The organism is Mesorhizobium sp. M0816 (genome assembly GCF_040320005.1).
In the GTDB taxonomy this organism is placed as follows: domain Bacteria; phylum Pseudomonadota; class Alphaproteobacteria; order Rhizobiales; family Rhizobiaceae; genus Mesorhizobium.
Map to the genome: position 1 here is coordinate 15,416 of NZ_JAMYOT010000015.1, position 22,859 is coordinate 38,274.

General features: G+C 62.9%; 26 protein-coding genes. 14 read left to right on the forward strand and 12 right to left on the reverse strand.

All coding sequences use genetic code 11. The annotated features are described in order from the left end of the window. The first annotated feature begins 107 nt into the window (after positions 1–107). The gene (locus NKI17_RS22425) at positions 108–617 is read left to right on the forward strand and encodes an NUDIX hydrolase (protein ID WP_352755073.1); all 510 of its coding nucleotides are present in this window, start codon (positions 108–110) and stop codon (positions 615–617) included. A 78-nt stretch (positions 618–695) separates the two neighbouring features. On the opposite strand, the gene NKI17_RS22430 is transcribed toward NKI17_RS22425, so the two are convergent. From NKI17_RS22430 to NKI17_RS22455, 6 genes are all read right to left on the reverse strand, one after another. Continuing rightward, positions 696–1,547, reverse strand: a complete 852-nt coding sequence (locus NKI17_RS22430) for a citryl-CoA lyase (RefSeq protein WP_352465928.1) — start codon at positions 1,545–1,547, stop codon at positions 696–698. After that, positions 1,544–2,728: a CaiB/BaiF CoA transferase family protein gene (locus NKI17_RS22435; RefSeq protein WP_352568210.1), complete on the reverse strand. Its 1,185-nt coding sequence runs from the start codon at positions 2,726–2,728 to the stop codon at positions 1,544–1,546. Before NKI17_RS22435 ends, NKI17_RS22430 begins: the two co-directional genes overlap by 4 nt. A gap of 15 nt (positions 2,729–2,743) precedes the next feature. After that, positions 2,744–4,267 carry a tripartite tricarboxylate transporter permease gene (locus NKI17_RS22440; RefSeq protein ID WP_352568211.1) on the reverse strand — a complete coding sequence of 508 codons (1,524 nt, stop codon included), beginning with the start codon at positions 4,265–4,267 and terminating at the stop codon, positions 2,744–2,746. A 4-nt stretch (positions 4,268–4,271) separates the two neighbouring features. Then, entirely contained in the window at positions 4,272–4,805 is a 534-nt protein-coding gene (locus tag NKI17_RS22445; RefSeq protein WP_352906813.1) for a tripartite tricarboxylate transporter TctB family protein, read from the reverse strand. 158 nt (positions 4,806–4,963) lie between these two features. Continuing rightward, the gene (locus tag NKI17_RS22450; protein WP_352576226.1) at positions 4,964–5,941 is read right to left on the reverse strand and encodes a Bug family tripartite tricarboxylate transporter substrate binding protein; all 978 of its coding nucleotides are present in this window, start codon (positions 5,939–5,941) and stop codon (positions 4,964–4,966) included. Positions 5,942–6,148: 207 nt separating this feature from the next. Next, the gene (locus NKI17_RS22455) at positions 6,149–6,688 is read right to left on the reverse strand and encodes a GNAT family N-acetyltransferase (RefSeq protein ID WP_352576228.1); all 540 of its coding nucleotides are present in this window, start codon (positions 6,686–6,688) and stop codon (positions 6,149–6,151) included. 225 nt (positions 6,689–6,913) lie between these two features. Between NKI17_RS22455 and NKI17_RS22460 the strand changes: the two genes are divergently transcribed. The 4 genes from NKI17_RS22460 (at position 6,914) to NKI17_RS22475 (ending at position 10,600) form a co-directional block, all read left to right on the forward strand. Next, on the forward strand, positions 6,914–7,369 hold the full coding sequence (locus NKI17_RS22460; RefSeq protein WP_352453993.1) for a DUF2214 family protein: 456 nt from the start codon (positions 6,914–6,916) through the stop codon (positions 7,367–7,369). Positions 7,370–7,554: 185 nt separating this feature from the next. Next, positions 7,555–8,532 (forward strand): tripartite tricarboxylate transporter substrate-binding protein, encoded by a 978-nt coding sequence (locus NKI17_RS22465; RefSeq protein WP_352453992.1) that lies wholly within the window; start codon positions 7,555–7,557, stop codon positions 8,530–8,532. A gap of 79 nt (positions 8,533–8,611) precedes the next feature. Then, entirely contained in the window at positions 8,612–9,079 is a 468-nt protein-coding gene (locus NKI17_RS22470; RefSeq protein ID WP_352568215.1) for a tripartite tricarboxylate transporter TctB family protein, read from the forward strand. A 9-nt stretch (positions 9,080–9,088) separates the two neighbouring features. Continuing rightward, the gene (locus NKI17_RS22475) at positions 9,089–10,600 is read left to right on the forward strand and encodes a tripartite tricarboxylate transporter permease (protein ID WP_352588322.1); all 1,512 of its coding nucleotides are present in this window, start codon (positions 9,089–9,091) and stop codon (positions 10,598–10,600) included. Positions 10,601–10,634: 34 nt separating this feature from the next. On the opposite strand, the gene nth is transcribed toward NKI17_RS22475, so the two are convergent. Beyond that, positions 10,635–11,456: an endonuclease III gene (nth, locus tag NKI17_RS22480; protein ID WP_023675282.1), complete on the reverse strand. Its 822-nt coding sequence runs from the start codon at positions 11,454–11,456 to the stop codon at positions 10,635–10,637. Between the two features lie 22 nt (positions 11,457–11,478). Between nth and NKI17_RS22485 the strand changes: the two genes are divergently transcribed. After that, the gene (locus tag NKI17_RS22485) at positions 11,479–11,973 is read left to right on the forward strand and encodes a DUF2244 domain-containing protein (protein WP_023675281.1); all 495 of its coding nucleotides are present in this window, start codon (positions 11,479–11,481) and stop codon (positions 11,971–11,973) included. Between the two features lie 9 nt (positions 11,974–11,982). Here the strand turns inward: NKI17_RS22485 and NKI17_RS22490 are convergent, their stop codons facing one another. Next, positions 11,983–12,750: a class I SAM-dependent methyltransferase gene (locus tag NKI17_RS22490; protein ID WP_352576236.1), complete on the reverse strand. Its 768-nt coding sequence runs from the start codon at positions 12,748–12,750 to the stop codon at positions 11,983–11,985. A gap of 162 nt (positions 12,751–12,912) precedes the next feature. On the opposite strand from NKI17_RS22490, the gene NKI17_RS22495 reads away from it, so the two are divergent. The 6 genes from NKI17_RS22495 (at position 12,913) to NKI17_RS22520 (ending at position 17,800) form a co-directional block, all read left to right on the forward strand. Beyond that, positions 12,913–13,806: a methylated-DNA--[protein]-cysteine S-methyltransferase gene (locus NKI17_RS22495; protein ID WP_352453988.1), complete on the forward strand. Its 894-nt coding sequence runs from the start codon at positions 12,913–12,915 to the stop codon at positions 13,804–13,806. Positions 13,807–13,922: 116 nt separating this feature from the next. Continuing rightward, positions 13,923–14,831 carry a ribokinase gene (locus NKI17_RS22500; RefSeq protein WP_352588331.1) on the forward strand — a complete coding sequence of 303 codons (909 nt, stop codon included), beginning with the start codon at positions 13,923–13,925 and terminating at the stop codon, positions 14,829–14,831. A 6-nt stretch (positions 14,832–14,837) separates the two neighbouring features. Further along, positions 14,838–16,298, forward strand: coding sequence for an amidase (locus NKI17_RS22505; RefSeq protein ID WP_352755082.1), 1,461 nt, complete (start codon positions 14,838–14,840; stop codon positions 16,296–16,298). A gap of 103 nt (positions 16,299–16,401) precedes the next feature. After that, positions 16,402–17,016 (forward strand): LysE family translocator, encoded by a 615-nt coding sequence (locus NKI17_RS22510; RefSeq protein WP_352644100.1) that lies wholly within the window; start codon positions 16,402–16,404, stop codon positions 17,014–17,016. A gap of 52 nt (positions 17,017–17,068) precedes the next feature. Beyond that, positions 17,069–17,437, forward strand: coding sequence for a hypothetical protein (locus NKI17_RS22515; protein ID WP_352906814.1), 369 nt, complete (start codon positions 17,069–17,071; stop codon positions 17,435–17,437). A 3-nt stretch (positions 17,438–17,440) separates the two neighbouring features. Further along, positions 17,441–17,800, forward strand: a complete 360-nt coding sequence (locus NKI17_RS22520) for a hypothetical protein (protein ID WP_352577452.1) — start codon at positions 17,441–17,443, stop codon at positions 17,798–17,800. A 9-nt stretch (positions 17,801–17,809) separates the two neighbouring features. Here the strand turns inward: NKI17_RS22520 and NKI17_RS22525 are convergent, their stop codons facing one another. Then, the gene (locus NKI17_RS22525; RefSeq protein ID WP_352453985.1) at positions 17,810–18,751 is read right to left on the reverse strand and encodes a nucleoside hydrolase; all 942 of its coding nucleotides are present in this window, start codon (positions 18,749–18,751) and stop codon (positions 17,810–17,812) included. A gap of 144 nt (positions 18,752–18,895) precedes the next feature. On the opposite strand from NKI17_RS22525, the gene NKI17_RS22530 reads away from it, so the two are divergent. After that, a complete protein-coding gene (locus NKI17_RS22530; protein WP_023675270.1) occupies positions 18,896–19,321 on the forward strand; it encodes an Hsp20 family protein in 426 nt (141 codons plus the stop codon). Positions 19,322–19,384: 63 nt separating this feature from the next. Then, positions 19,385–19,642 (forward strand): BQ00720 family protein, encoded by a 258-nt coding sequence (locus NKI17_RS22535; protein WP_023675269.1) that lies wholly within the window; start codon positions 19,385–19,387, stop codon positions 19,640–19,642. A 111-nt stretch (positions 19,643–19,753) separates the two neighbouring features. On the opposite strand, the gene ptsN is transcribed toward NKI17_RS22535, so the two are convergent. The 3 genes from ptsN to rpoN form a co-directional block, all read right to left on the reverse strand. Continuing rightward, positions 19,754–20,218, reverse strand: coding sequence for a PTS IIA-like nitrogen regulatory protein PtsN (gene ptsN / locus NKI17_RS22540; RefSeq protein ID WP_023675268.1), 465 nt, complete (start codon positions 20,216–20,218; stop codon positions 19,754–19,756). Between the two features lie 59 nt (positions 20,219–20,277). Next, complete coding sequence (gene hpf, locus NKI17_RS22545) at positions 20,278–20,862, reverse strand: ribosome hibernation-promoting factor, HPF/YfiA family (RefSeq protein WP_023675267.1); 585 nt, start codon at positions 20,860–20,862, stop codon at positions 20,278–20,280. Positions 20,863–21,153: 291 nt separating this feature from the next. Further along, a complete protein-coding gene (gene rpoN, locus NKI17_RS22550; RefSeq protein WP_352568225.1) occupies positions 21,154–22,680 on the reverse strand; it encodes an RNA polymerase factor sigma-54 in 1,527 nt (508 codons plus the stop codon). Positions 22,681–22,859: the final 179 nt, after the last annotated feature.

Consider the following 22,859-nt stretch of genomic DNA (forward strand, 5'->3'; position numbering starts at 1 on the left):
AGCCGGCTTATATACTGGGGAAACCGCTCCGCCTGCGCCCCATTGAAAGCGAGCGAGTTTGCAACGCTGCCCTTGCCGTCTGGGCACCGATTCGACTGGATTATCGAATGGCAGCCAGCAAGAAGAAGGTTGTACGCAAGGCAAGGAAGGGCGACGGGGTTCGCCAGGTCGCGGCGATTCCCTTTCGGCTGAACGAGCATGGCGATGTCGAGGTGATGCTGGTCACATCGCGAACGACGAGGCGCTTCATCGTGCCGAAGGGCTGGCCGATGAAGGGCAAGAGCGGCCGCAAGGCGGCCACCATCGAAGCACAGGAAGAAGCCGGTGTTCTCGGCAAGACACTGAAACAGCCGGCCGGCACCTACCACTACTGGAAGCGGCTGGCGAACCGCTTCGTTCGCGTCGACGTCGTCGTCTATTTGCTGGAAGTAACCGAGGAGCTTGCCGACTGGCAGGAATCCAAGAGGCGTCAGCGGGCATGGCTGACGCCGACCGACGCGGCGGTGCTGATCGACGAGCCGGATCTTTCGACGCTGGTGAGGAACATCAGGATTGCCGAGTTGGAGCATAATCCCAAAAAGCAGAGTCCGGCGTTCGGAAAAGATCCCGCTCAATAGAAGATGGAGGCCTGCCCCGACTGTGTCGGGATGGAATTGGTCCCAGCGCCCGCCGCCGCCGTCTCTTGAACCGATGCCTCACTGACTGCCATCGTCTTCCTCGGGCAGAGGCCGCGCCGGCGTGCCGGTATAGGCCCACAGCCATTCGCGCGGCAGCGGCCCCTTGTTGCGGTCGCTTTCCTGCGACTGTTCCCACGCATGTGCGAGGATGCCGACCGAGCGCGACAGCACGAAAAGGCCGCGCGTCAGCGGCGGCGGAAAGCCGAGCTCGCCGTAGATGACGGCCGTGGCGCCGTCGATATTGAGCGGGATTTTTTTGCCCTTGCGCCGCGCCACCTCGGCCTCGATCGCCTCGGCGATATCGGCGAAGCGCCCGCTGACGATGCCGCGCGCGGCAAAGTCGCGGGTTAGCTCGATGAGGCGGGGCGCCCGCGGGTCGACCGGATGGAAACGATGGCCGAGCCCGGGCACATAACCGTTTTCCCCGGCAAGGAAACGATCGAGCCGCGCCGACACGGCGTCCGCAAGCGGCATGCCGGCGTCCAGTTCGGCAGCGATGTCTCCGTAGAAGGAAAGCGCCTGTTCGCCGGCGCCGCCATGCACATCGCCAAGCACGTTGACGGCTGATGCCATGGCGCTGTTGATGCCGACGCCGCAGGTGATCGCCATACGGGCGATGGCGATCGACGGCGCCTGCGGCCCATGGTCGACGGCAGCACCCAGCGCGATGCCAAGCAGCGCCGCCTGCTCCTCGCTTGGCGTTTCGCCGCGCAGCATGAGCCAGATCATTGCCGGAAAGCTGACGCGACCGATCAGATCCTGGATTTCATAGCCGCGCAGCCGGATGACGCCGGGGCGCATCTCGATGATGCCGGTCTGCCACCATTCCTCGCCGCGCGCGCGACCAGTCTTGTTTTGCGTTCCGCTCATGCCTTCGCTCTTTTCTTGGCGCGTGGCGGCAGGTCGGCAAAAACCTCGTCCATATGCTCGCCCAGCCCCGGCGGCGGCCTGCTCGGCAAAGGTGCCTTGCCATCGACCATGAAGCCGCCGCGCACCACGGTCAGCGGCTTGTCCATTCCGGACACAGCCTGGAAGCGCGCCGTCATGCCGCGCTCGATCACCTGTTGCTCCTGCAGTATCTGCGGGATTGTCAGCACCCGGCCTGCCGGCACGCCGGCGCGATTGAACGTCTCCTCCCAGGCGGCGGCCGAGCCGCTCGCCAAGGCATCCTCGATCAGCGCTTTCAATGCAATGCGGTTCTGCTTGCGCGTTTCTCGCTCGGCAAAGCGGACATCCGAGGCCAGCTCCGGCCGGCCGATCAATCGGCACAGCGCGATGAACTGCTCCTGCTTGTTGGCTGCGATGTTGAGCAAGCCGTCGCCGGTGCGAAACGCGCCAGACGGTGCGGCCGTCATGTTTTCATTGCCCATCGGCTGCGGCTCGACGTCCGCCGTCAGATAGTTCGACACCGGCCAGCCGAGCGCAGAAAGCGTGCATTCGAGCATCGACACGTCCAGGAACGCGCCCTCGCCTGTCGTCTTCTGCTTGACCAATGCGGCGGTAATGGCGAACGCCCCGACCAGCCCGCCAAGCGTATCGGCAACCGGATAGCCGACACGCAGCGGCGCCGTTTCCGGTGTACCGGTGATGCTCATAATCCCGGAAAGACCCTGGATGATCTGGTCGTAGGCTGGATTGTCGCGCATCGGCCCGGTCTGGCCGAAGCCCGATATCGCACAATAGACAAGGCTTGGCCGGACCTCCTTCAGCCTGGCATGGCCAAGCCCCAGCCGGTCCATTACGCCGGGGCGGAAATTCTCGACCAGCGCGTCGGCCGAAGCGACCAGATCGAGGAAGCGTTCGCGGCCGGCCTCCTGCTTGAGATCGAGCGCCACCGAGCGTTTGCCGGCATTCTGCGCCAGGAACGAAGCGCCCATGCCCGCCCGGTTGAGCTCCGGCGAGGCGCCGAGCTGGCGCGCCAGATCACCGCCTTGCGGCGTCTCGACCTTGATGACGTCGGCCCCGAGCAACGCCAGCTGGTAGGCGCAATAGGGGCCGGCCAGCACATTGGTCAGGTCAAGAACGCGGATGCCGGAAAGCAGGTCTGTCATGACGTCACGAACAGCTCAGGCATCGCCCGGCACGTGCTCCGGTCCACGCATGCGTCTGTGCTCGATGTAGGCCCAGATATGCGGTCCAACCAGCCCGATGAAGGCCAGCGTCAGCAGCGTCAGCGACAGCGGATGCTTGTAGAACACCGTCCAATCGCCGTTGGAGATGGTCATCGCGCGGCGGAACTGCGTTTCCGCAAGCGGCCCGAGAATCATGCCGATGATGACGGGCGCGGTCGGGAAATCGAAACGCCGCATCAGAAAGCCGGCGGCACCGAGCAGATAGAGGATGACGAGGTCGATCGGCGATTGCGAGATGCCGTAAGTGCCAACCGTGGCGAACACCAGGATGCCGGCATAGAGTTGCGGGGCCGGGATCTTCAGCAATCGCACCCAGAGCCCGATCAGCGGCAGGTTGAGGACGACGAGGATGAAATTGGCGATGAACAGGCTGGCGATCAGCCCCCACACCAGGTCGGCCTGTGTCGTCAGCAGCAGCGGCCCCGGATTGATACCGTAGCTCTGGAACGCCGACAGCATGATCGCGGCCGTCGCCGAGGTCGGCAGGCCGAGCGTCAGCATCGGCACCAGCACGCCGGCCGCGGATGCATTGTTGGCGGCCTCCGGCCCGGCAACGCCCTCGATGGCGCCGACGGTGCCGAACTCCTCCTTGTGTCTGGAGAGTTTCTTCTCGATCGCATAGGACAGGAAGGTCGGGATTTCGGCGCCGCCGGCCGGCATGGCGCCTATCGGGAAGCCGATCAGGGCGCCGCGCAGCCATGGCCTCCACGAGCGCGACCATTCGGCCGCGGTCATATAGAGCGACCCTTTCAACGGCACGATATCGTCCTTACCGGCATAACGGCGCGAGGCCATGTAAAGCGTCTCGCCAACGGCGAACAGGCCAACGGCGACGACGATGACGTCGACGCCGTCGAGCAATTCGCTCGTGCCGAAGGTGAAGCGCGGCTGCCCCGTCTGCAGGTCGACGCCTATCATGCCGACGACGAAGCCGACGAACAGGCTGGTCAGGCCGCGCACCGACGACGAGCCGAGCACTGCCGAAACCGTGATGAAGGCCAGCACCATCAGCGAGAAATATTCGGCCGGGCCGAAGGCCAGCGCGAATTTGACGACGATCGGCGCCAGGAAGGCAACGCCGATGGTGCCCAGCGTGCCGGCGACGAAGGAGCCGATCGCCGAGGTCGCCAGGGCCGCACCGCCGCGGCCGGAGCGGGCCATCCGGTTGCCTTCCAGCGCGGTGACGATGGTGGCGCTTTCGCCAGGCGTGTTGAGCAGGATCGATGTCGTCGAGCCGCCATACATGGCGCCGTAGTAGATGCCGGCAAACAGGATGAAGGACGCCTCCGGCGCCACCTGATAGGTGATCGGCAACAGCAGCGCGATGGTCAGTGCCGGCCCGAGGCCGGGCAGCACGCCGATCGCAGTCCCCAGCGTGGTGCCGACCAGGCACCATATGAGATTGATCGGCGAGAAGGCGACCGAAAATCCGTGCGCGAGATGGCCGAGCGTTTCCATGGCGTCAGCCCCTCAGCATGGCAACGACCGAATCGACGATCGCGTTCAGCTGGTTTTCGATGAAGCCGGCGCCGATATTGACGCCAAGCGCCCTGGCAAAGCCGAAATAGGCGGCCAGCGCCAGGATCAGCCCGAGCAGCACGTCACGCAGCGGACGCCGGCTGCCGAAACCGTGGCAGATGAGAACGAACATGATGACAGATGCAGCGGTAAAGCCGAGCCGCTGGATTAGCACCAGATTGGCGATCAGTCCGAGGGCGACGATGCCCATCGCCTTCCAGTCGGTCGGCGTCTCCTTTTCGTCCTCCGGCTGCCATCCGCCCCGCAAGGCGGCAATGATGAGCAGCAGCGACAGGATCATCATCCCGGTCATGGTGATGTAGGGAAAGACGGTCGGACCGACCTTGGAATAGAGCGGCGACACCGGGATTGCCAGCGTCTGCCAGGCAACCGCACCGGCACAGGCGAGGAGCCCGACGCCGATCAGCAGTTCGGGCACTGCAAGGCGCGGCGGCGCCGGCTGGTCGCTGGTGCTCATCATCGTCCTCCCAATGTCGGTCCCTTCGGGCCGGTTCTCCTTGGACCGGTCTCACTCGGCCGATCTCGGCGTAGTTTCACCTCCGGCGCCGCGTATGTCCATGCGGCTGGCGAAAGTCGGCAAGGGTTGGCGCAGGCTGCCGCCCCTTGCCGAGAGCATCACGCTAGGCCGAGGTCCTTGAGGATCGTCCCGATGCGGGCCGTGTCTTCTGCGACGAATTTCGCATAATCGTCACCGGTGAGCAGGATCTGCGTCCAGTTGCGGTTCTTGCATTCGGTGGCCCAGGCGTCGCTCTTGGCCATGGTCTCGATCAGCTTGATCATTGCTGCCTTGTCGGCGTCCGAGACGCCGGGCGGTGCGAAGACGCCACGCCAGTTGAACAGCTCGACATCTATGCCGGCTTCCTTCATCGTCGGCGCATCGATCCCCTCCTGGCGTTTGTCCGCGGAGATGGCCAGCAGCCGCAGCGCACCCGCCTTGACCTGTTCGGCGAACTCGCCATAGCCGGAGATGCCGGCCGCGACCTGGTTGCCGAGCAGCGCCGAAAGCGCCTCGCCGCCGCCGGCGAACGGCACATAGGAAAGATTGGTGGCCGGAACACCAACGGTCTTGGCGATGAGGCCGAACAATATATGGTCCGAGCCGCCGGCCGAACCGCCAGCAACCGGAACCTGCGTCGGGTCAGCCTTGAGAGCAGCGACAAAGTCCGCGGCCGTCTTGAACGGCGAGGCGGCCGGCACCACAAGCGCCTCGAACTCGCCAGTAAGGCGGGCGATTGGCGTGACCTCGGTAAGGTTGTTAGCCGCCTTGTTGGCGATGATCGCGCCGACCATGACCATGCCAGCCACCATCAGCGCATTGCCCTTGCCCTTCCACTGATTGACGAATTGCGGCAGGCCGACAGTACCGCCGGCGCCGCCGACATTGGTGATCTGCGAGCCGGAGATCAGTTTTTCACTGCGCAGCACCTGGTCCATGGCGCGCGCCGTCTGGTCCCAGCCGCCGCCTGGCGCCGCCGGCACGAAAATCTGCAGCTGCGGCGCGTCCTGCGCGAAGGCGGGGATAAAATGCGATTGCGCGAGTCCGGCAGCACCTGCTGCCGCGGTGCTCATCAAGAATCGGCGTCTGTTCAGCATGGGATTCCTCCAAATCGCGACACCTCCTCCGGTGCCTGCCAGAAACGTGGCCTGACTTCAGACCCGCTCGATAAAATTCATGCAGAGTTTGCGTCCTCCTGTCAAAGACAGAACACGCCGCATGCGGCACAATCGGCCTGCGCGATTTTCAGGCTGGCGGACCGGACGCCCGAAGACGACGTGGCAGGCAGTGCCAAACAGCATCCGTCAGGGTTGCCGCTCCAGCAGGATGGTCGGCTTGCCTTGGTAGACGGTTCGCAGCACTTCGCCATAACCGCATTTTGCCGCGACGTTCAGCGAGCCGGTGTTTTCCGGATCGATGATGCAGACGGTCTTCGCGGCTGCAAATGCCTCATCGCCCCAGGCAAGCACCCGTGCGACGACTTCGCTGGCCAACCCCTGGCCATGCACGCCCGAAACCAGAGCCCAGCCGGCCTCCGGAATGCCCTCGATCGACGGCGTCATGTCGCGTTTCAGATCGTGAAAGCCGGCCTCGCCGATGAAGCGGCCGGTCGCCTTTTCCTCGATCGCCCAGAAGCCGTAGCCCAGAAGCGACCACAGGCCGGCATGGCGCAGGAAACGCATCCAGCTTTCCTCCCGCGTGCGCGGCTTGCCGCCGATAAAACGGGTGACGACGGGATCGGCCCACATTGCGACATAGGCGTCGAAATCGTCCAGCCGGTGCGGCCGCAGGACCGTGCGAGAGGTCTCAATCACTGGGGCGACAATTGTATGCGGACTGGCCATGGTCATGTCTCGGTTGTGTTGCCGGTGCCTAATGCAGGTCATCCAACGGTTAGGACAGCGACATGCATGAGACGGGGAATCAAAATCCGTTGCGTAAAACAAGAGCCAAGGCTGTGTAGATTATCTTCCAGGCTGATGTGAATTCTGCCAAGCAGTGTTATTTTTCGCCAGTATTGGTTCACGTGCGTTCGGTTTCGGCGCTGCCGTCCGACAGAGGGGAACAGCATGGACACCACCGACCTTGTGCTTGCCATCTTCCATCATCTGCTGGTGTTTTCGCTGGCAGGCATCATCGGCGCCGAGTTCGTCCTGATCCGCAGCGACTTGTCCGCCGCGACGCTGAAGCGGCTTGTCGGCATCGATCGCCACTACGGCATCATCGCCATGCTGATCATCGTCGCCGGCATCGGCCGCGTCATCTATGGTCTCAAGGGCTGGGAATTCTACGTCTACAACTGGATGTTCTGGGCAAAGATGGCCGCTTTCGCAATTGTCGGCCTGTTGTCGATTATCCCGACCGTCCGATTCCTGTCCTGGAACAGGCAGGCGAGCGCCAGTTCCGGCTTCCAGGTGCCTGCGGCGGAGCTAGCGTCCGTTCGCACCTATGTCCGCACCGCGGCCTTCATCTTCCTCTTGATCCCGGTGTTCGCGGCGGCGATGGCGCGCGGCTATGGCTACTAGCATAGGTTGGAGGAAGGGCATCGCACGGCCCAGCCTTCCCACTCATTTGCGCGGATAGACGTGCAGTTTGCCGTTTGAGCCCGATTGTCATTTGTCGGGTTGCGCTAGTTATTGCTCCATCTACAGTCAGTTTTGAGAGGAACTCCACGCAGCGGTTGGTAATTCGTATCATGGGAGGAATCACGATGAGAAAATTCGTCGCCGCGCTGGCTGTCGCTGCGGCCGCCATGCTTTACCCACCGGCCGCTGGCGCGCAGACCTACCCCGAACGCACCATCACCATTGTCGTGCCGTTTTCGGCCGGCGGCCCTACTGACACCGTCACGCGTCTTGTCGCGGAAGCCATGTCGAAGGACCTCGGCCAGCAGGTCATCGTCGAGAATGTCGGCGGCGCCGGCGGCACACTGGGCGCCGGCCGCGTCGCAAATGCCGAGCCTGACGGCTACACGCTGCTCCTCCATCACATCGGCATGGCGACAAGTGCTACGCTCTACAGAAAGCTCGCCTACGACACGCTGAACGCATTCGAATATGTCGGCCTCGTCACCGAGGTGCCGATGACCATCGTCGGCCGCAAGGACCTCGAGCCGACCGATCTGAAGGGGCTGGTCGACTACGCCAAGGCCAACAAGGACAGCATCACCGTTGCCAATGCCGGGATCGGTGCCGCCTCGCATCTGTGCGGCATGCTGTTTATGAGCGCCATCGGCACGCCGCTGGTCACCGTACCCTACAAGGGCACCGGCCCGGCCATGACCGATCTTCTCGGCGGCCAGGTCGACATCATGTGCGACCAGACGACCAATACCACCAAGCAGATCCAGGGCGGCACGATCAAGGCTTATGCCGTAACCTCGCCGCAACGGCTAGACGTGCTGCCGGACGTGCCGACGACGATAGAGGCCGGTCTTCCCCAGGTGCAGGTCGGCATCTGGCACGGCATCTATGCACCCAAGGGCACGCCGGCCGAGATCACCGAACGCCTGTCGAAATCTCTGCAGGTGGCGCTGAAGGACCAGAACGTCGTCGCCCGATTTGCCGAACTCGGCACCAAGCCGTCGCCCGAGGCCGATGCCACGCCGGCCGCGCTCAAGGCCAAGCTGGAAAGTGAGATTGCGCGCTGGAAGCCGATCATCGAAGCGGCCGGCCAGTACGCCGACTAAAGGTTTTCAACGGGGCGCCGCCAGCGCCCCGTTTTTACACCGGCATCGGCACGCCCGTGAGGCGGGCCGGGAGGACGCCATGAAACCTTTCGCAATCGACAGAACCAACGGCATATGCGCCGCGCTGTTGATCTTTATTGGCGCCTTTTTCGCGCTGCAGTCGCTGGGCCTCGAAATCGGCACCGCCTTTCGCATGGGGCCGGGCTATTTCCCCCTGGTTCTGGCGATCGTGCTCATTCTGCTCGGCGCCGTCATCCTAGTCGAGGCAGTGCGCTTCGAGAGTGAGCCGATCGGTTACATTGCGTGGCGCGGCATGCTGTTCATCCTGCCTGCTCCGATCTTCTTCGGCCTGACGGTGCGCGGCCTCGGCTTCATCCCGTCGATCTTCCTGACGGCGCTGATCGCATCTTTCGGTAGCGGCCGTATGAAGCCGCTGACTGCACTCGTGCTGTCAGCCGGCCTGACGCTGTTCGCATTCGTCGTCTTCAGCTACGCACTCGGCCTGCCGTTTCGGCGTTTCGGCCCGTGGTTGCCACTGTCGTTGTGAGGAGATGAAATGGAACTCCTCAACAACCTCGCACTCGGCTTTTCGACAGCCACATCTTTGGCAAACCTCGGTTTCTGCCTGATCGGCGTCCTTCTCGGCACGCTGATTGGCGTTCTGCCCGGCATCGGTGCCACCGCAACCATCGCCATGCTGTTGCCGATCACCTTCCAGATCGGCGACCCGGTTTCCTCTCTCATCATGCTCGCCGGTATCTATTACGGCGCGCAGTATGGCGGCTCGACCACCGCCATTCTCATCAACATGCCCGGCGAATCCTCGTCGGCCGTCACCGCAATCGACGGCTATCAGATGGCCAGGAACGGCCGCGCCGGAGCAGCCCTGGCGACCGCGGCGATAGGCTCGTTCTTTGCCGGCACGGTGTCGACCTTCCTCGTCGCCATCTTTGCCCCACCGCTGACGGCGATAGCGCTGAGATTCGGCGCGGCCGAGTATTTTTCGCTGATGATCGTCGGCCTGGTCTCGTCCGTCGCGCTCGCCCACGGCTCGATCGTCAAGGCGCTGGCTATGGTCGTGCTCGGCCTGCTGCTGGGACTTGTCGGCACCGATATCTACACCGGTACGCCCCGCTTCACACTCGGTATCCGCGAATATGCCGACGGGCTGAATTTCGTCGCAGTGGCGGTCGGTGTCTTCGGCGTCGCCGAGATACTGCGCAACCTCGAAAACGAGCATGAGCGTTCCGTGCTGATCCGAAAGATCTCCGGCCTTATGCCGACCCGCGAAGATTTTCGGCGCATGGCGGCTCCCATCGTGCGCGGAACGATCATCGGTTCGGCGCTCGGCATCCTGCCGGGAGGCGGCGCGATCCTTGCCGCCTTTGCCTCCTACACCGTCGAAAAACGTGTCTCGAAAAATCCCGGGGAATTCGGCAAGGGCGCCATCGAAGGCGTCGCCGGACCGGAATCGGCCAACAATGCCGGCGCCCAAACCTCCTTCATCCCGATGCTGACGCTCGGCATTCCGGCCAACCCGGTAATGGCGCTGATGATCGGCGCGATGATCATCCAGGGCATCGTGCCCGGCCCCAATGTCGCCATCGAACAGCCTGCACTGTTTTGGGGTATCATCACCTCGATGTGGATCGGCAATCTGATGCTGATCATCTTGAACCTGCCGCTGATCGGGCTTTGGGTGAAACTTCTTACCATCCCCTACTATGTGCTCTTCCCGATCATCATGGCGTTCTGCTCGATCGGCGTTTACAGCGTCAACACCAACGTCTACGACCTCTATGCCGTCGCCTTCTTCGGCTTGCTTGGCTACCTCCTGACCAAGCTGCGCTGCGAACCTGCGCCGCTGCTGCTCGGCTTCGTGCTCGGCCCGCTGCTCGAGGAAAACCTACGCCGCGCCATGATCCTCTCGCGCGGCGATCCGAGCACCTTCGTGACGCGGCCGATCAGCGCCAGCCTGCTCCTCATCGCGCTTGCCGTGCTCGTCATCGTGTTTCTCCCCGCGGTCAGGAAGAAGCGCGAGGAGGTGTTCGTCGAGGAGAGTTCCTGAATGTGGACGGCGCCACATACGAGGAACTTCAGAGTCACTTGCCGGGCACTGACTCAGTAGCCGCTTCTACTGGCCCGAGCGGCGCGATCTCGACCAGCGGTGCAGGCACGCTGGTCGTCTTTTCCTTGGCCTTGCAGATATCGGCGATGACGCAGGCCGGGCAATCCGGCTTGCGCGCCTTGCAGACATAGCGGCCGTGCAGGATCAGCCAATGATGCGCGTGCCGCATATATTCATCCGGAATGATCTTCAGGAAACCTTGCTCGACCTGTTCCGGCGTCTTGCCCGGCGCCAGGCCGAGCCTGTTACCGATGCGGAAGATGTGCGTGTCGACCGCCATCGTATGCTGGCCGAATGCCACGTTGAGCACGACGTTGGCGGTCTTGCGGCCGACACCCGGCAGCTCGACCAGTTGATCGCGATCCTCAGGCACCTCGCCGCCATGGTCGCGGATCAGCGCCTCCGACAGCGCGATGACGTTCTTGGCCTTGTTGCGCCATAGCCCGATGGTGCGGATATGGTCGCCGAGCTTGGCCTCGCCTAGCGCCAGCATCTTTTGCGGCGTGTCGGCGATTTTGAACAGCGCCCGCGTCGCCTTGTTGACGCCGGCGTCCGTCGCCTGAGCCGAAAGCACCACCGCCACCAACAGCGTGAAGGCGTTGATATGTTCGAGCTCGCCCCTCGGTTCCGGCCGCTGAACGGAAAAGCGCCGGAAAATCTCATGCACCTCGGCCGCGCTGTAAAGCGCCCGCGATCTCGCCGGCCGCGGACGCGGCTTGACGTTCGAGCCGTCGCGGCGGCCGGGCAACAGGTCTTTTTTTAGCGCAGAAGAGTTTTTGGGCTTGGGGCTTGTCATTGCCTTCCTATAATATTCCCCAATGAGCGACACAAACGCCTCATTTCAGGCCGACGAGCCATTTTTCCAGGCGCTGCTGACACCGCACCGGTCGCTGGGCAAGACCGGCTTTGCCATCCTGATGGGCGCCCTGCTGTTCGGCTGGCTGGTGACCGGAGCTTTTTTTCTGTCGCGCGGCGCCTGGCCGGTGTTCGGCTTCTTCGGCCTCGACGTGATCGCCGTCTACATCGCCTTCCGCGCCAATTATCGTGCCGCCCGGGCTCGCGAGGAGGTATCGGTGTCGCGCACCAGCCTCGACATCCGCAAGACTGCCCCGTCAGGCAAATCGGAAGCACACCGCTTCAATCCGTTCTGGGCGCGCTTTTCGATCGCCCGCCACGCCGAGATCGGCATCACCAGAATGGCGGTCGAGGCGCAAGGAAAAACCGTCTCGATCGGCGGCTTCCTCAACCCTGCCGACCGCGAAAGTTTTGCCACCGCATTTTCGCGCGCTCTGGCAGCCGCCAAGGCGCGCTGAGCCAGCGTTTCAGAACCGATAGCGCAACAGCCTGCCGATCTTGCGCAATGCTGGAATGTATTTCCAAAGGCGAACGAACAGTTTCGCGAACCAGCGCATGCGAGCGGCATGTTCCGGCTTATAGGCAGGGATGTCCTCGACGAACCGCAGCTTCGGAACGGCTCGCTCCAATTCATGCGGGTTCTCGATGCTCCAGTGGACCTCGGCGCCGGTGGCGCGGAAGGAGGAATTGAGGCGAATGATCTTCAGTCCCAGGCGACTATAGGCATCGAAAACCAGTTCGCCGCTCGAAAGATGTCCCACCAAACGAGAAAACAGTTGCTGCCCCTCCTCGGCACCCAGGTAGGGAGTCAGGCCTTCCGCCACGACTATGGCCGGGCGATCCCGAGGTACTTTGTTCAGCCATCCAGGTTCGGTGACCGACGAAGCGATCAGATGGTAGTGATCCCGCACTGGATAGAGCTTGCGCCTGAGATCGATGACTTCGGGATAGTCGACGTCGAACCAGTCCACGCCGGCTGGCGGGTCGATACGGAATATGCGCGTATCGAGCCCACACCCGAGATGCAGTACGATGGCGTCAGGATTTCGGGCGAGAAAGTCCTGAACGCAGACGTCCAGCGTCTTTGCCCTGATTGCTAGACCGATGCCGAGATTGTTGTCGACCTTGAGCCGTGAGAAATCATAATCGATGTTGCGCACCGCCTCGTCGGCAAAGTAGTCCCTGAGCAGCGAATTGGGCAGCCGGCTCTCCAGCGCCTTGCCGTAAAGTGTCAAAAGCAAAGTCTCCTTTGCCCCGGTCAAGTTTACTTTTTCACCAGCCACGACCGTCCTTCCCATTCAAAGCCGACTCTATCTGGGTACATGCTGCGGGAAAGCAAGTTTCGGGTGGTGATCGGCGCCGCGAAGGACGATATTCGCACTCAAGGAGATACTGCCATGAACGCCCAAATGCCTCTCAAAACGACAGCAATCCTTCAGAAAGACATCACGCCTGAAGGTGGAGACTACGAAATCGTCCGTCGTGCCATCGAAAAGATCAGCCTCGACTATCGCGACCAGCCTTCGTTGGAAGTGCTGGCCGAGGAGGTCGGCGAGACGCCGACCGGGCTGCAGAAGCTGTTCACCCGCTGGGCCGGCCTGTCGCCCAAGGCTTTTCTGCAGGCCGTCACCCTCGATCATGCGCGCAAGCTGCTCGATGCCGGCATGCCGCTGCTTGAAACCTCGTTCGAACTCGGCATGTCCGGCCCAGGCCGGCTGCACGATCTGTTCGTCACCCACGAAGCGATGTCGCCGGGCGATTACAAGACCCGCGGCGCAGGGCTCACCATCCGCTACGGCTATCATATCTCACCTTTCGGCATCGCGCTGATCATGGTGACGGACCGCGGCCTTGCCGGCCTCGCCTTCAACGATCCCGGCGGCGAGCGTGCGGCCTTTGCCGACATGTCCAGCCGCTGGCCGAATGCGACCTATGTCGAGGACATGGCGGCGACGGCGCCCTATGCCGCGCGCATCTTCGATCCGTCGCTGTGGCGCGCCGACCAGCCGCTGCGCGTCGTCATGATCGGCACAGACTTCCAGGTCCGTGTCTGGGAGGCCTTGCTGCGTATTCCGATGGGCCAGGCCTGCACCTATTCCTCGATCGCCGCGCGCATCGGCGCACCGAGTGCCAGCCGGGCTGTCGGTGCCGCGGTCGGTGCCAATCCGATGTCCTTCGTCGTGCCGTGCCACCGGGCTCTCGGCAAGTCCGGCGCACTCACCGGCTACCATTGGGGCCTGACCCGCAAACGCGCCATCCTCGGCTGGGAGGCGGGACAGGTCTCTTCTTGAATAGCCAACGAATGGAACGACACGAGCGATGCAAGGACCGCTAGGGTGACAAGCAGCGATCTTACGGAGTAGCTTCCCGCGCAATTAGAGTGGTATGCGCTAGCGGGAGGCACTTCTTGATCGTCGTCATCGGCTCCATCAATCTCGATCTCATCGCAAGTGTCGACCGCTTGCCCGGTCCCGGCGAGACCGTGCGCGGCTCCGGTTTCGCTACTGCCCCCGGCGGCAAGGGCGCCAACCAGGCGCTGGCCGCCGCCCGCGCCGGCGCCAAGGTGCGCATGGTCGGCGCGGTCGGCAAGGACAGCTTCGCCAGCGACGCTCTGGCGCTGCTGCGCGACGGCAAGATCGACCTGTCCGGCGTCGGCGAGACCTTTGCCTCGACCGGTACCGCGTTGATCATGGTCGGCGCCGACGGCGAGAACGTGATCGCCGTTGTGCCGGGCGCCAATGATTCGGTCGTGCCGGGTGACCTTTCCAAGGCTTTCGTAAAAAACGGCGACGTCGTGCTGCTGCAACTGGAGATCCCGCTGCAGACCGTCGAGGCAGCACTCGACGCGGCAAGGACAGCCGCCGCGATGACCGTGCTCAACACCGCACCTTTCCATGGCGACGCGGCCGGCTTCCTCGGCAAGGCCGACTATCTCGTCGCCAACGAAACCGAGTTCGACCTCTATGGCGAGGCGCTGTCGTTGAATGGCCGCGACCGCCCGGCACGGATGCGCGACTATGCCGCGAGAACCGGCCGCACCATCGTCGTCACGCTTGGCTCGGACGGCGTTCTGGCGGCAACGCCGGACGATCTCCTGATGGTTCCGGCGCTGAAGATCACCCCGCTCGACACGGTCGGTGCCGGCGACACGTTCTGCGGCTATTTTGCAGCCGGGCTGGCAGCCGGCCTGCCGCTCGACCAGGCGCTTGCCCGCGCTGCCGCAGCCGGTTCGCTGGCCTGCCTGAAAGCCGGTGCACAGCCGGCCATCCCGCTGGCCAGGGACGTCGATGCCGCCCTGCAGAAATCTACAGGCTGAAGCCGGATGACAGCGATGCGCCCGACGACCAAGCATGCGGTGCCGCCCGCCGGCGACATCTGCCGCCTGTCTGCCGTGGAGCTTGCCGGGAAGATCAGGCGCCGGCAGCTTTCGGTGCGCGAAGTGGTCGCGGCATGCCTCGACAGGATCGAGGCGGTGAACCCGCTGGTCAACGCTATCGTTTCATTGCGTGAGCGTGCCGACATCCTGCGCGAGGCCGACAGCGCTGACGCCCATCTGGCGCGAGGAGGAGATACCGGATCGCTGTTCGGCCTGCCGATCGCGATTAAGGATCTTTCGCTGACAAACGGCCTGAGAACCACCTTCGGCTCGCCGATCTTCGCCGATTTTGTGCCTGAGGAAGACGACTTCTTCGTCGAGCGCGTCCGCAAGGCCGGCGCGATCATCATCGGCAAGACCAACGTTCCCGAATTCGGGCTCGGCTCCAACACCTACAACACCGTGTTCGGACAGACGCTCAACGCATTTGACCCGGCGCTGACCGCCGGCGGCTCGAGCGGCGGTGCGGCGGTCGCGCTGGCGCTCGACATGGTTCCCGTTGCCGATGGCAGCGATTTTGGCGGTTCCCTGCGCAATCCCGCTGCCTACAACAATGTCTATGGCTTCCGCCCGTCGCAGGGATTGGTGCCGGCTGGCCCTGACCTTGATGTGTTTCATGCGCAGATGGGCGTCGAAGGGCCGATGGGGCGTAACGTGCGGGACATGGCGCTGCTGCTCGACGTTCAGGCCGGCTATCATCCTCGCGCGCCGCTGTCGCATGATAAGCCAGGCTCGTTCCTCGAAGGGCTGGAAGCACCGGCGGCCGGCGGGCGCATCGCCTGGCTCGGCGATCTTAACGGCCATCTGCCGGTTGAAGCAGGCATTCTACAGCTTTGCGAGGCAGCACTCGGCCGGTTCGCGGATGTATCCTTCGAGGCCGAGCTGCTGATGCCGGAATTCGACTTCGAAGCGCTGTGGCAAGCCTTTGTAACGCTTCGCCAGGCGAGCAGCGGTTGTGCACTCAAGGCGCATTACGACGATCTCCTGAAACGAAGTCTGCTGAAGCCGGAGGCCGTTTGGGAGGTGGAACATGCACTGCGCCTCACCGCGCCGCAGATCCATGCCGCCACGGTGAGGCGCTCGTCCTGGCACCGAATACTGCTATCGCTCTTCGAGCGTTTCGACCTGATTGCGCTGCCAGCCGCACAGGTCTTTCCCTTCGATGTCGTCACCCACTGGCCAAGGGAAGTGGCCGGGCGTGCCATGGACAGCTATCACCGCTGGATGCAGGTCTCAGCGCTCGCCGCGATGGGCGGCTGCCCGGCGGTCAACGTACCGGCGGGCTTCGACGCCAGGGGCCGGCCAATGGGCATGCAATTGATCGGGCGGCCGCGCGGTGACCTCTCCGTGCTGAGGGCGGCTGCCGCCTATGAGGCAACGCTGCCATGGCAGGCCGGCGCCTGCTGAAATCAGCTCCGCATTGTCGGCGCCTCGCCGACTTGCACGCAACTCATCGTCATGCATTGATCGCGACAGCGCGCCGCACGCGCGGCATCTGTGGAGGGAAAAAATGTCGCTGGAACTCTACGCCACCTATGTCGTCGCCTGCATCGTCATCATCCTGGTGCCGGGGCCGACGGTGACGCTGATCATTGCCAACAGCATCCGCCACGGCTCGCGCGCCGGGCTCGCCAATGTCGCCGGCACCCAGGCCGGGCTGGCCATCATGATCGCCATTGTCGGCATCGGGCTGACCTCACTGATCGCCGGCATGGGACACTGGTTCGAATGGGTCCGGCTGATCGGCGCCGCTTACCTGATCTGGATGGGCGTGCAGATGTTCCGCTCGAAAGGCAAGCTTAACGCCGACGGATCGGCAAAAAAGCCGCGTGGCGGCTTCTTTTTGCAGGGGCTGCTGGTGGCGATCAGCAATCCAAAGACGCTAGTGTTCTTCGGCGCCTTCTTTCCGCAGTTCATCGCGCCTGAAGGCAATTACGCGTTACAGATCGGCGTCATGGGTCTCACCGCGATGATCTTCGCCGCCGTCTCGGATTCGACCTACGCGCTGGCCGCCGGCCGCGCCGGGCGTCTGCTGTCGGCCGGCCGCGTCAAGCTCTTGTCGAGGATCAGCGGCAGCTTCCTGGTCGGCGGCGGCCTGTGGCTGGCCTGTTCCAAGGCGAAGTAACGGCCGCGAGCCCGGCGACGCCAACAGCAACATCCTGGAATAGGAAGGCCGATTGAAAGTCGGCCTTCAGGCCACCAGATGGATCAACAGTTGGGGATTCATGTCTATGCCGTGGACTTACGCGGATTTGAAAAGGAACGCGTTTGGCGTGATCCTGTCCATCGCTTTGTTCGCGGCGATGGTTCCGTCGGCTCTGAACAAATGGGCGAATGACGCAAGTCCGATCCGGTCGGTCGACCCGGTCGATGCAACGATCAAAAGTGGACAGGGTAAAGGGCGCAATATCCAATATCTGCTGGTCCTTGAGAACGGTTCGACGGTCCTCGTTTACGACGACCTCCCGCATCTGATCGGCTCGCGCGTTGGCATCGAGCGCGTCACGCGCGACAATGGCTTCGTCTTTTACCGGTTTGCAAGTTGAACCATGGCAAGAGCGCGGCTGGCCTTCACCTTGTTGATACTGCGGGAAAACCTCCGGGGCGTCATTATCACCAGCCTTGTGGTGGGCGTCTGCATTTTGGCAATCGGTGCACTGATTGCAAGGCGGAGCAGCCCCATCGTCGATGTGGAGCGCGTGACAGGCACGGTGGTTAACGTCCTCAATGCTGAAGGGGCGGTCGGTGACGGATTCCGCTATCTCTATGGAATCCGTCTCGAAGAAAGTAACCTCCTGGTGTTCGTGTATGGCGACCCGCGCGCGCCGCGCGCCATCGGCTCGCAAGTTTTGATCGAGCGACAGCGTCGCATGAACGACACCGAAACGTATCGTCTGCTTCGGGAATGAAAGACGGCGCTAAAGCCGCCCCAGCCTTTCCAGCAACAGCGCGAAAAACGCATCATGGTCGATGTCGCGCATCACCATGGCGTTCTTCGGCCGCTTTGTCACCCCCCACCAGTCGATCACCGTCATGCCCATGGTGAGCTCCGAGGCGGTTTCCACGCTGACATTGCAATTGCGACCCTTGAACAGCTTCGGCTTCAGCAGATACGCGATCACGCAAGGATCGTGCAGCGGGCCGCCGTCGGTACCGTATTTCTCCTCGTCGAAACGTTCGAAGAATTCCAGCATGTCCGCGGTGGCCGTGCCGACCCTGGTGCCGAGCTTGCGGAAGGCCTTCGTGCGCTTGGCGGTGGTCAGCGCCTTGTGGGTGACGTCCAGCGGCATCATCACGATCGGAATGCCGGATTTGAACACGACATCGGCGGCATGCGGATCGACATAGATGTTGAACTCGGCGGTCGGCGTGACGTTGCCGCCCTCGAAGAAGCCGCCGCCCATCAGCACGATTTCCTTGATGCGCGGCGCGATTTTCGGCTCGCGGATCAGCGCCAACGCAATGTTGGTGAGCGGCCCGAGCGCGCAAAGCGTGATCGTGCCGCTCTCCTCCCTCATCAGTGTCTCGACTATGAAATCGACCGCATACTCTTCCTGCAGTTTCATCTTTGGTTCGGGCAGTTGCGGCCCGTTGAGGCCGGTCTTGCCATGCACTTCCTCGGCGGTGACCAGTTCGCGCGCCAGCGGCCGGATGGCGCCTGCATAGACCTTGACGTCCGGCCGGCCGGCCAGCTCGCAGATCTTGCGGGCGTTTTTTTCGGTAAGTTTCAACGGCACGTTGCCGGCCACCGCGGTGATGCCGACGATCTCCAGCTCGGCGCTGCCGAGCGCCAGCAATATGGCGACGGCATCGTCCTGGCCGGGGTCAGTGTCGATGATGATCCTGCGGGATTGGGGCATTTCAATTCCTTGTTTTGGCAAGTCTTTTTGGGCGGGACGTGTGACGGCTTGAAGTCTGCCGGGCGGCGGACCATATCAAGACCATCGGGAAAAATGCCATCCGGGTTTTTCCACTTTATGTCGCTCTTGAGAGGACACTGTAACATGAGCCGAATGACGCCTTTTTCCAGCCCGCTTCTCCTCGGTTTCGATTCCATGGAAAAGACGCTGGAGCGCTTGGCAAAGTCCGGTGACAGCTATCCTCCCTACAACATCGAGCGCCTCAGCGGTGCCGACGGCAAAACCGAAAGGCTGCGTATCACGCTCGCCGTCGCCGGTTTCGCGGAAAGCGATCTCGATGTCACAACGGAGGAGAACCAGTTGGTCGTGCGCGGCCGTCAGAACGACGACACCGAGCGCGAATTTCTCCACCGCGGCATCGCCGCGCGCCAGTTCCAGCGCTGTTTCGTGCTGGCCGACGGCATGCGGGTGATTGCGGCGGAATTGAAGAACGGCCTTCTGTCGATCGATCTCGATCGGCCGGAATCCGAACGGCTGGTACGAAAAATAAACATATCGGTGAAAGACTGATTTTTGCCGATAGCTCTCATGCGGGATGGCCTTGAGCGGCGTCTCGCGGCAAGGAGGCTTGAAATGACCAGAACTAACGAGAATATCATCATGACCAGCGGCGAATTCGCCCATCTCGGCGAAGGTTCGGTCGCCTATCTCAGGAAAGTGTCGAGCGACGATCTGCGCGGCCGTTTCCCGGGCCTCGGCGAAATCGCGCCGGGTCTGGAACTGTGGGCCCTGTTTGCCGCTAATGGCCAGCCGATCCTGCTTTCGGACGCTCGCGACCGGGCACTGGCTGGCGCGCTGGAAAACGATCTGACCCCGGTCGCTATCCACTAACGTCGCTATCCACCAACATTGGCGCCATCGACTGACAAATACGGCGCAGCGATCTGGCTGGAAACGGACAGGGCCGCTCACGGCGGCCCTTCAAAGGATTTAATCAAAACCTCAAGCGGCGTGCGAGGCCTGCGTGTCCGACAGCAGCGCATGGATGGCCACGGCGTCGCGCGTGCCCCTGATCTTGGCAACCGTGTCGGCGTCGCGCAGCACCCGCGCGATGCGCGACAGCGCCTTGAGGTGGTCGGCGCCGGCACCTTCGGGAGCCAAAAGCAGAAACACCAGGTCGACCGGCTGATCATCGAGGGCCTCGAAGTCCACCGGTGTCTCCAGCCGGGCAAAAACGCCGGCGATCCGCTTCACCCCAGCCAGCTTGCCGTGCGGAATGGCGATGCCGTTGCCGACGCCGGTGGAGCCGAGCCGCTCGCGTTGCAGGATGGTGTCGAACACCTCTCGCTCCGGAATGCCGGAAATTGCCGCCGCCCTTTCGGACAGCAATTGCAGCAGCTGCTTTTTGGAGTTCGCCTTCAACGCCGGCATGATTGCCGGAACGCTGACGAGATCGCTCAGATCCATGCTTGAAATCCCTTGTTCGCCTGCCGTCGCCAGTCCCCACGCTCGCGTGCGGCTGGTCTTTACCCCTGCGCGACCTTGGCCGTGGACGGGTCGATCCAGCCGATATTCCCGTCCGGCCGGCGATAGACGATGTTGAGATGGTCATTTCCGGCATTGCGGAAGACCAGGACCGGGCTGTCCTTGGTGTCGAGTTCGATCACCGCTGACGCCACCGACATGGTCCGCAGCGTCATAGTCGATTCGGCGACGATGGCCGGCGCGAAATTCTCCGGTATGTCCTCCTCGTCGTCGGCAAGCGGCGCCATCACCGTATAGGCGACGTCGGTGAGCTCGCCGTTGCTATTGCCTGAATTGTGCGACTTCAGCCGGCGCTTGTAGCGCCTGAGGCGCGTTTCCAGACGGTCTGCCGCAGTATCGAAGGCAAGCGTTGGATCCTGGGCATCGCCGGTCGCCTGCAGCGAAGCACCGGAGTCCAGCCGGATCATGCAATCGGCCGTGTAGCGCGACCCCGATTTGACGACTACGATTTGCCCTGAAAAGCCCCGATCGAAATATTTCCCGATCACTTCCCCGACACGGTCGTTGATGCGCGTACGGAACGCATCGCCGATATCCATGTGTTTTCCCGATATGCGCAGTGTCATCTGAAAACTGACCTTCCTTGCTCAGGCTTCAAACTGTCCCGAGTTTATACTCGTGGTCCGCGCGCACAAGCTTTTGCGGCGTCACTTGCGCCGATTTTAGATCCGAACTTTCCGGTTGATCACAAGCCGCCTTCTTGGCCGTCCCGTGGCCTACGTCGTGACGGACCATCTCTCGTGCGGGCATCGGCGAACTCAAATCCACTCGCCAGCCCGTCTCATGCGGGCGGGCTTCTAGCCACTTCGTCGCCGCTTGTCAATGAAGGGCGAAAGCTGTGGAAATTCCGCCGGAGATCAACGGCCGGCGCTGGCCAAAGCGCGTTTTTCGCGCCGCCGCTGCACCGAAGAGGGTATGTTCATGCCTTCCCGGTATTTGGCCACCGTGCGCCTGGCGATGTCGACGCCGCTTTCCCGCAGCATGTCCACGATGGCATCGTCGGAAAGCACATCGATGGCTTTCTCCTCGTCGATCAGCTGCTTTATGCGGTCGCGCACCGCTTCCGACGAATGCGCATCGCCGCCACCTGACGAAGCGATCGAGGCGGTGAAGAAATAGCGCAGCTCGAACACACCGCGCGGCGTCAGCATGTATTTGTTTGCCGTGACCCGGCTGACCGTTGATTCGTGCATGCCGATGGCGTCCGCCACCGTGCGCAGGTTGAGCGGCTTCAGGTGCCGCACGCCGTGGACGAGAAAAGCGTCCTGCTGGCGCACGATCTCAGAGGCCACCTTGAGAATGGTCTTCGCCCGCTGGTCGAGGCTGCGCGTGAGCCAGTTGGCGTTCTGCAGGCATTCGGCAAGGAAATCCTTTTCCGCCTGGTTTTTCGCATGTGGCGTGACCTGGGCGAAATAGATGTGATCGACCAGCACGCGCGGCAGCGTCTCGGCATTGAGCTCGACCGTCCAGCTGCCGTCATTGGCTGCACGCACCTCGACGTCGGCCACGATCGCATCGCTGGCACCGCGCGAAAACGCCATTCCAGGCCGCGGGTCGAGCGCCCGGATCTCGGCCAGCATGTCGAGCAGATCCTCCTCGTCGACGCCGCAAATCCGCTTCAGCGTCTGGAAATCGCGCCGTGCCAGGAGTTCGAGATTGGCGATCAGCACCTTCATCGCCGGATCGAGCCGGTCGCGCACGGCCAGCTGCAGCAACAGGCATTCGGCGAGGTCGCGGGCGAATATGCCGGCTGGCTCAAATGTCTGGCAGACCGCCAGGACCGGTGCCATCGCCGTGGCGTCCGTGCCGAGGCGGGCGGCGATCTCGGCCATGTCGGCACGCATGTAGCCGGCCTCGTCGAGGCCGTCGGCAAGCTCGCCGGCGATCAGGCACGCCGCCGGATCAGCAAAGGCGAGCGCCACCTGCTCGCCGACATGGTCGCGCAGCGTGATGGCCGCCGCCGCCATATCCGCGACGTCGAAGCCGTCGGAGGAAGAGGTGGAACCGTTGCCGGACGCCGATTTCCATTGTGCCGTCAGGTCGGGCCCGAGCCGCTCGCTCGTACCAGGATCGTCAGGAAACAGGTTTTCCAGCGACGTATCGAGCTTTTCCGAGATCGCCTCGGCGCTCCACGCCGTTTCCGCCTCGAACCAGTCGCCGTCGGCAGCCGGTTCCGATGCGGCGTCGCCCTTCTGCGCCTGGTCGCTGGCGGCGTCCTCCTGCGGTTCGGCGCGTTCCAGCAGGGGATTGCGTTCGATCTCGTCGTCGATGAAGCGTTCCAGCTCGAGATGGGTGAACTGCAGCAGGCGGATCGACTGCATCAGCTGCGGCGTCATCACCAGCGACTGCGACTGTCGTAGCTGTAGTTTTGCCGCCAACGCCATGGTTCGGTTTCAAACGCTCCGTCTACGCACCCGCACTGCTGGAAGGAATTTTCCAGGCCAGCATAGAAACTGGCCCGGCTTTTGCTTGTCAAGGCGAGGAGCGGTAAAACTCGCCTGTCGGAGCGTTTTCAGGCAGAAAATTGAAGAAAAAGCTGCTGGACTACGCCGGAAATCCCGCT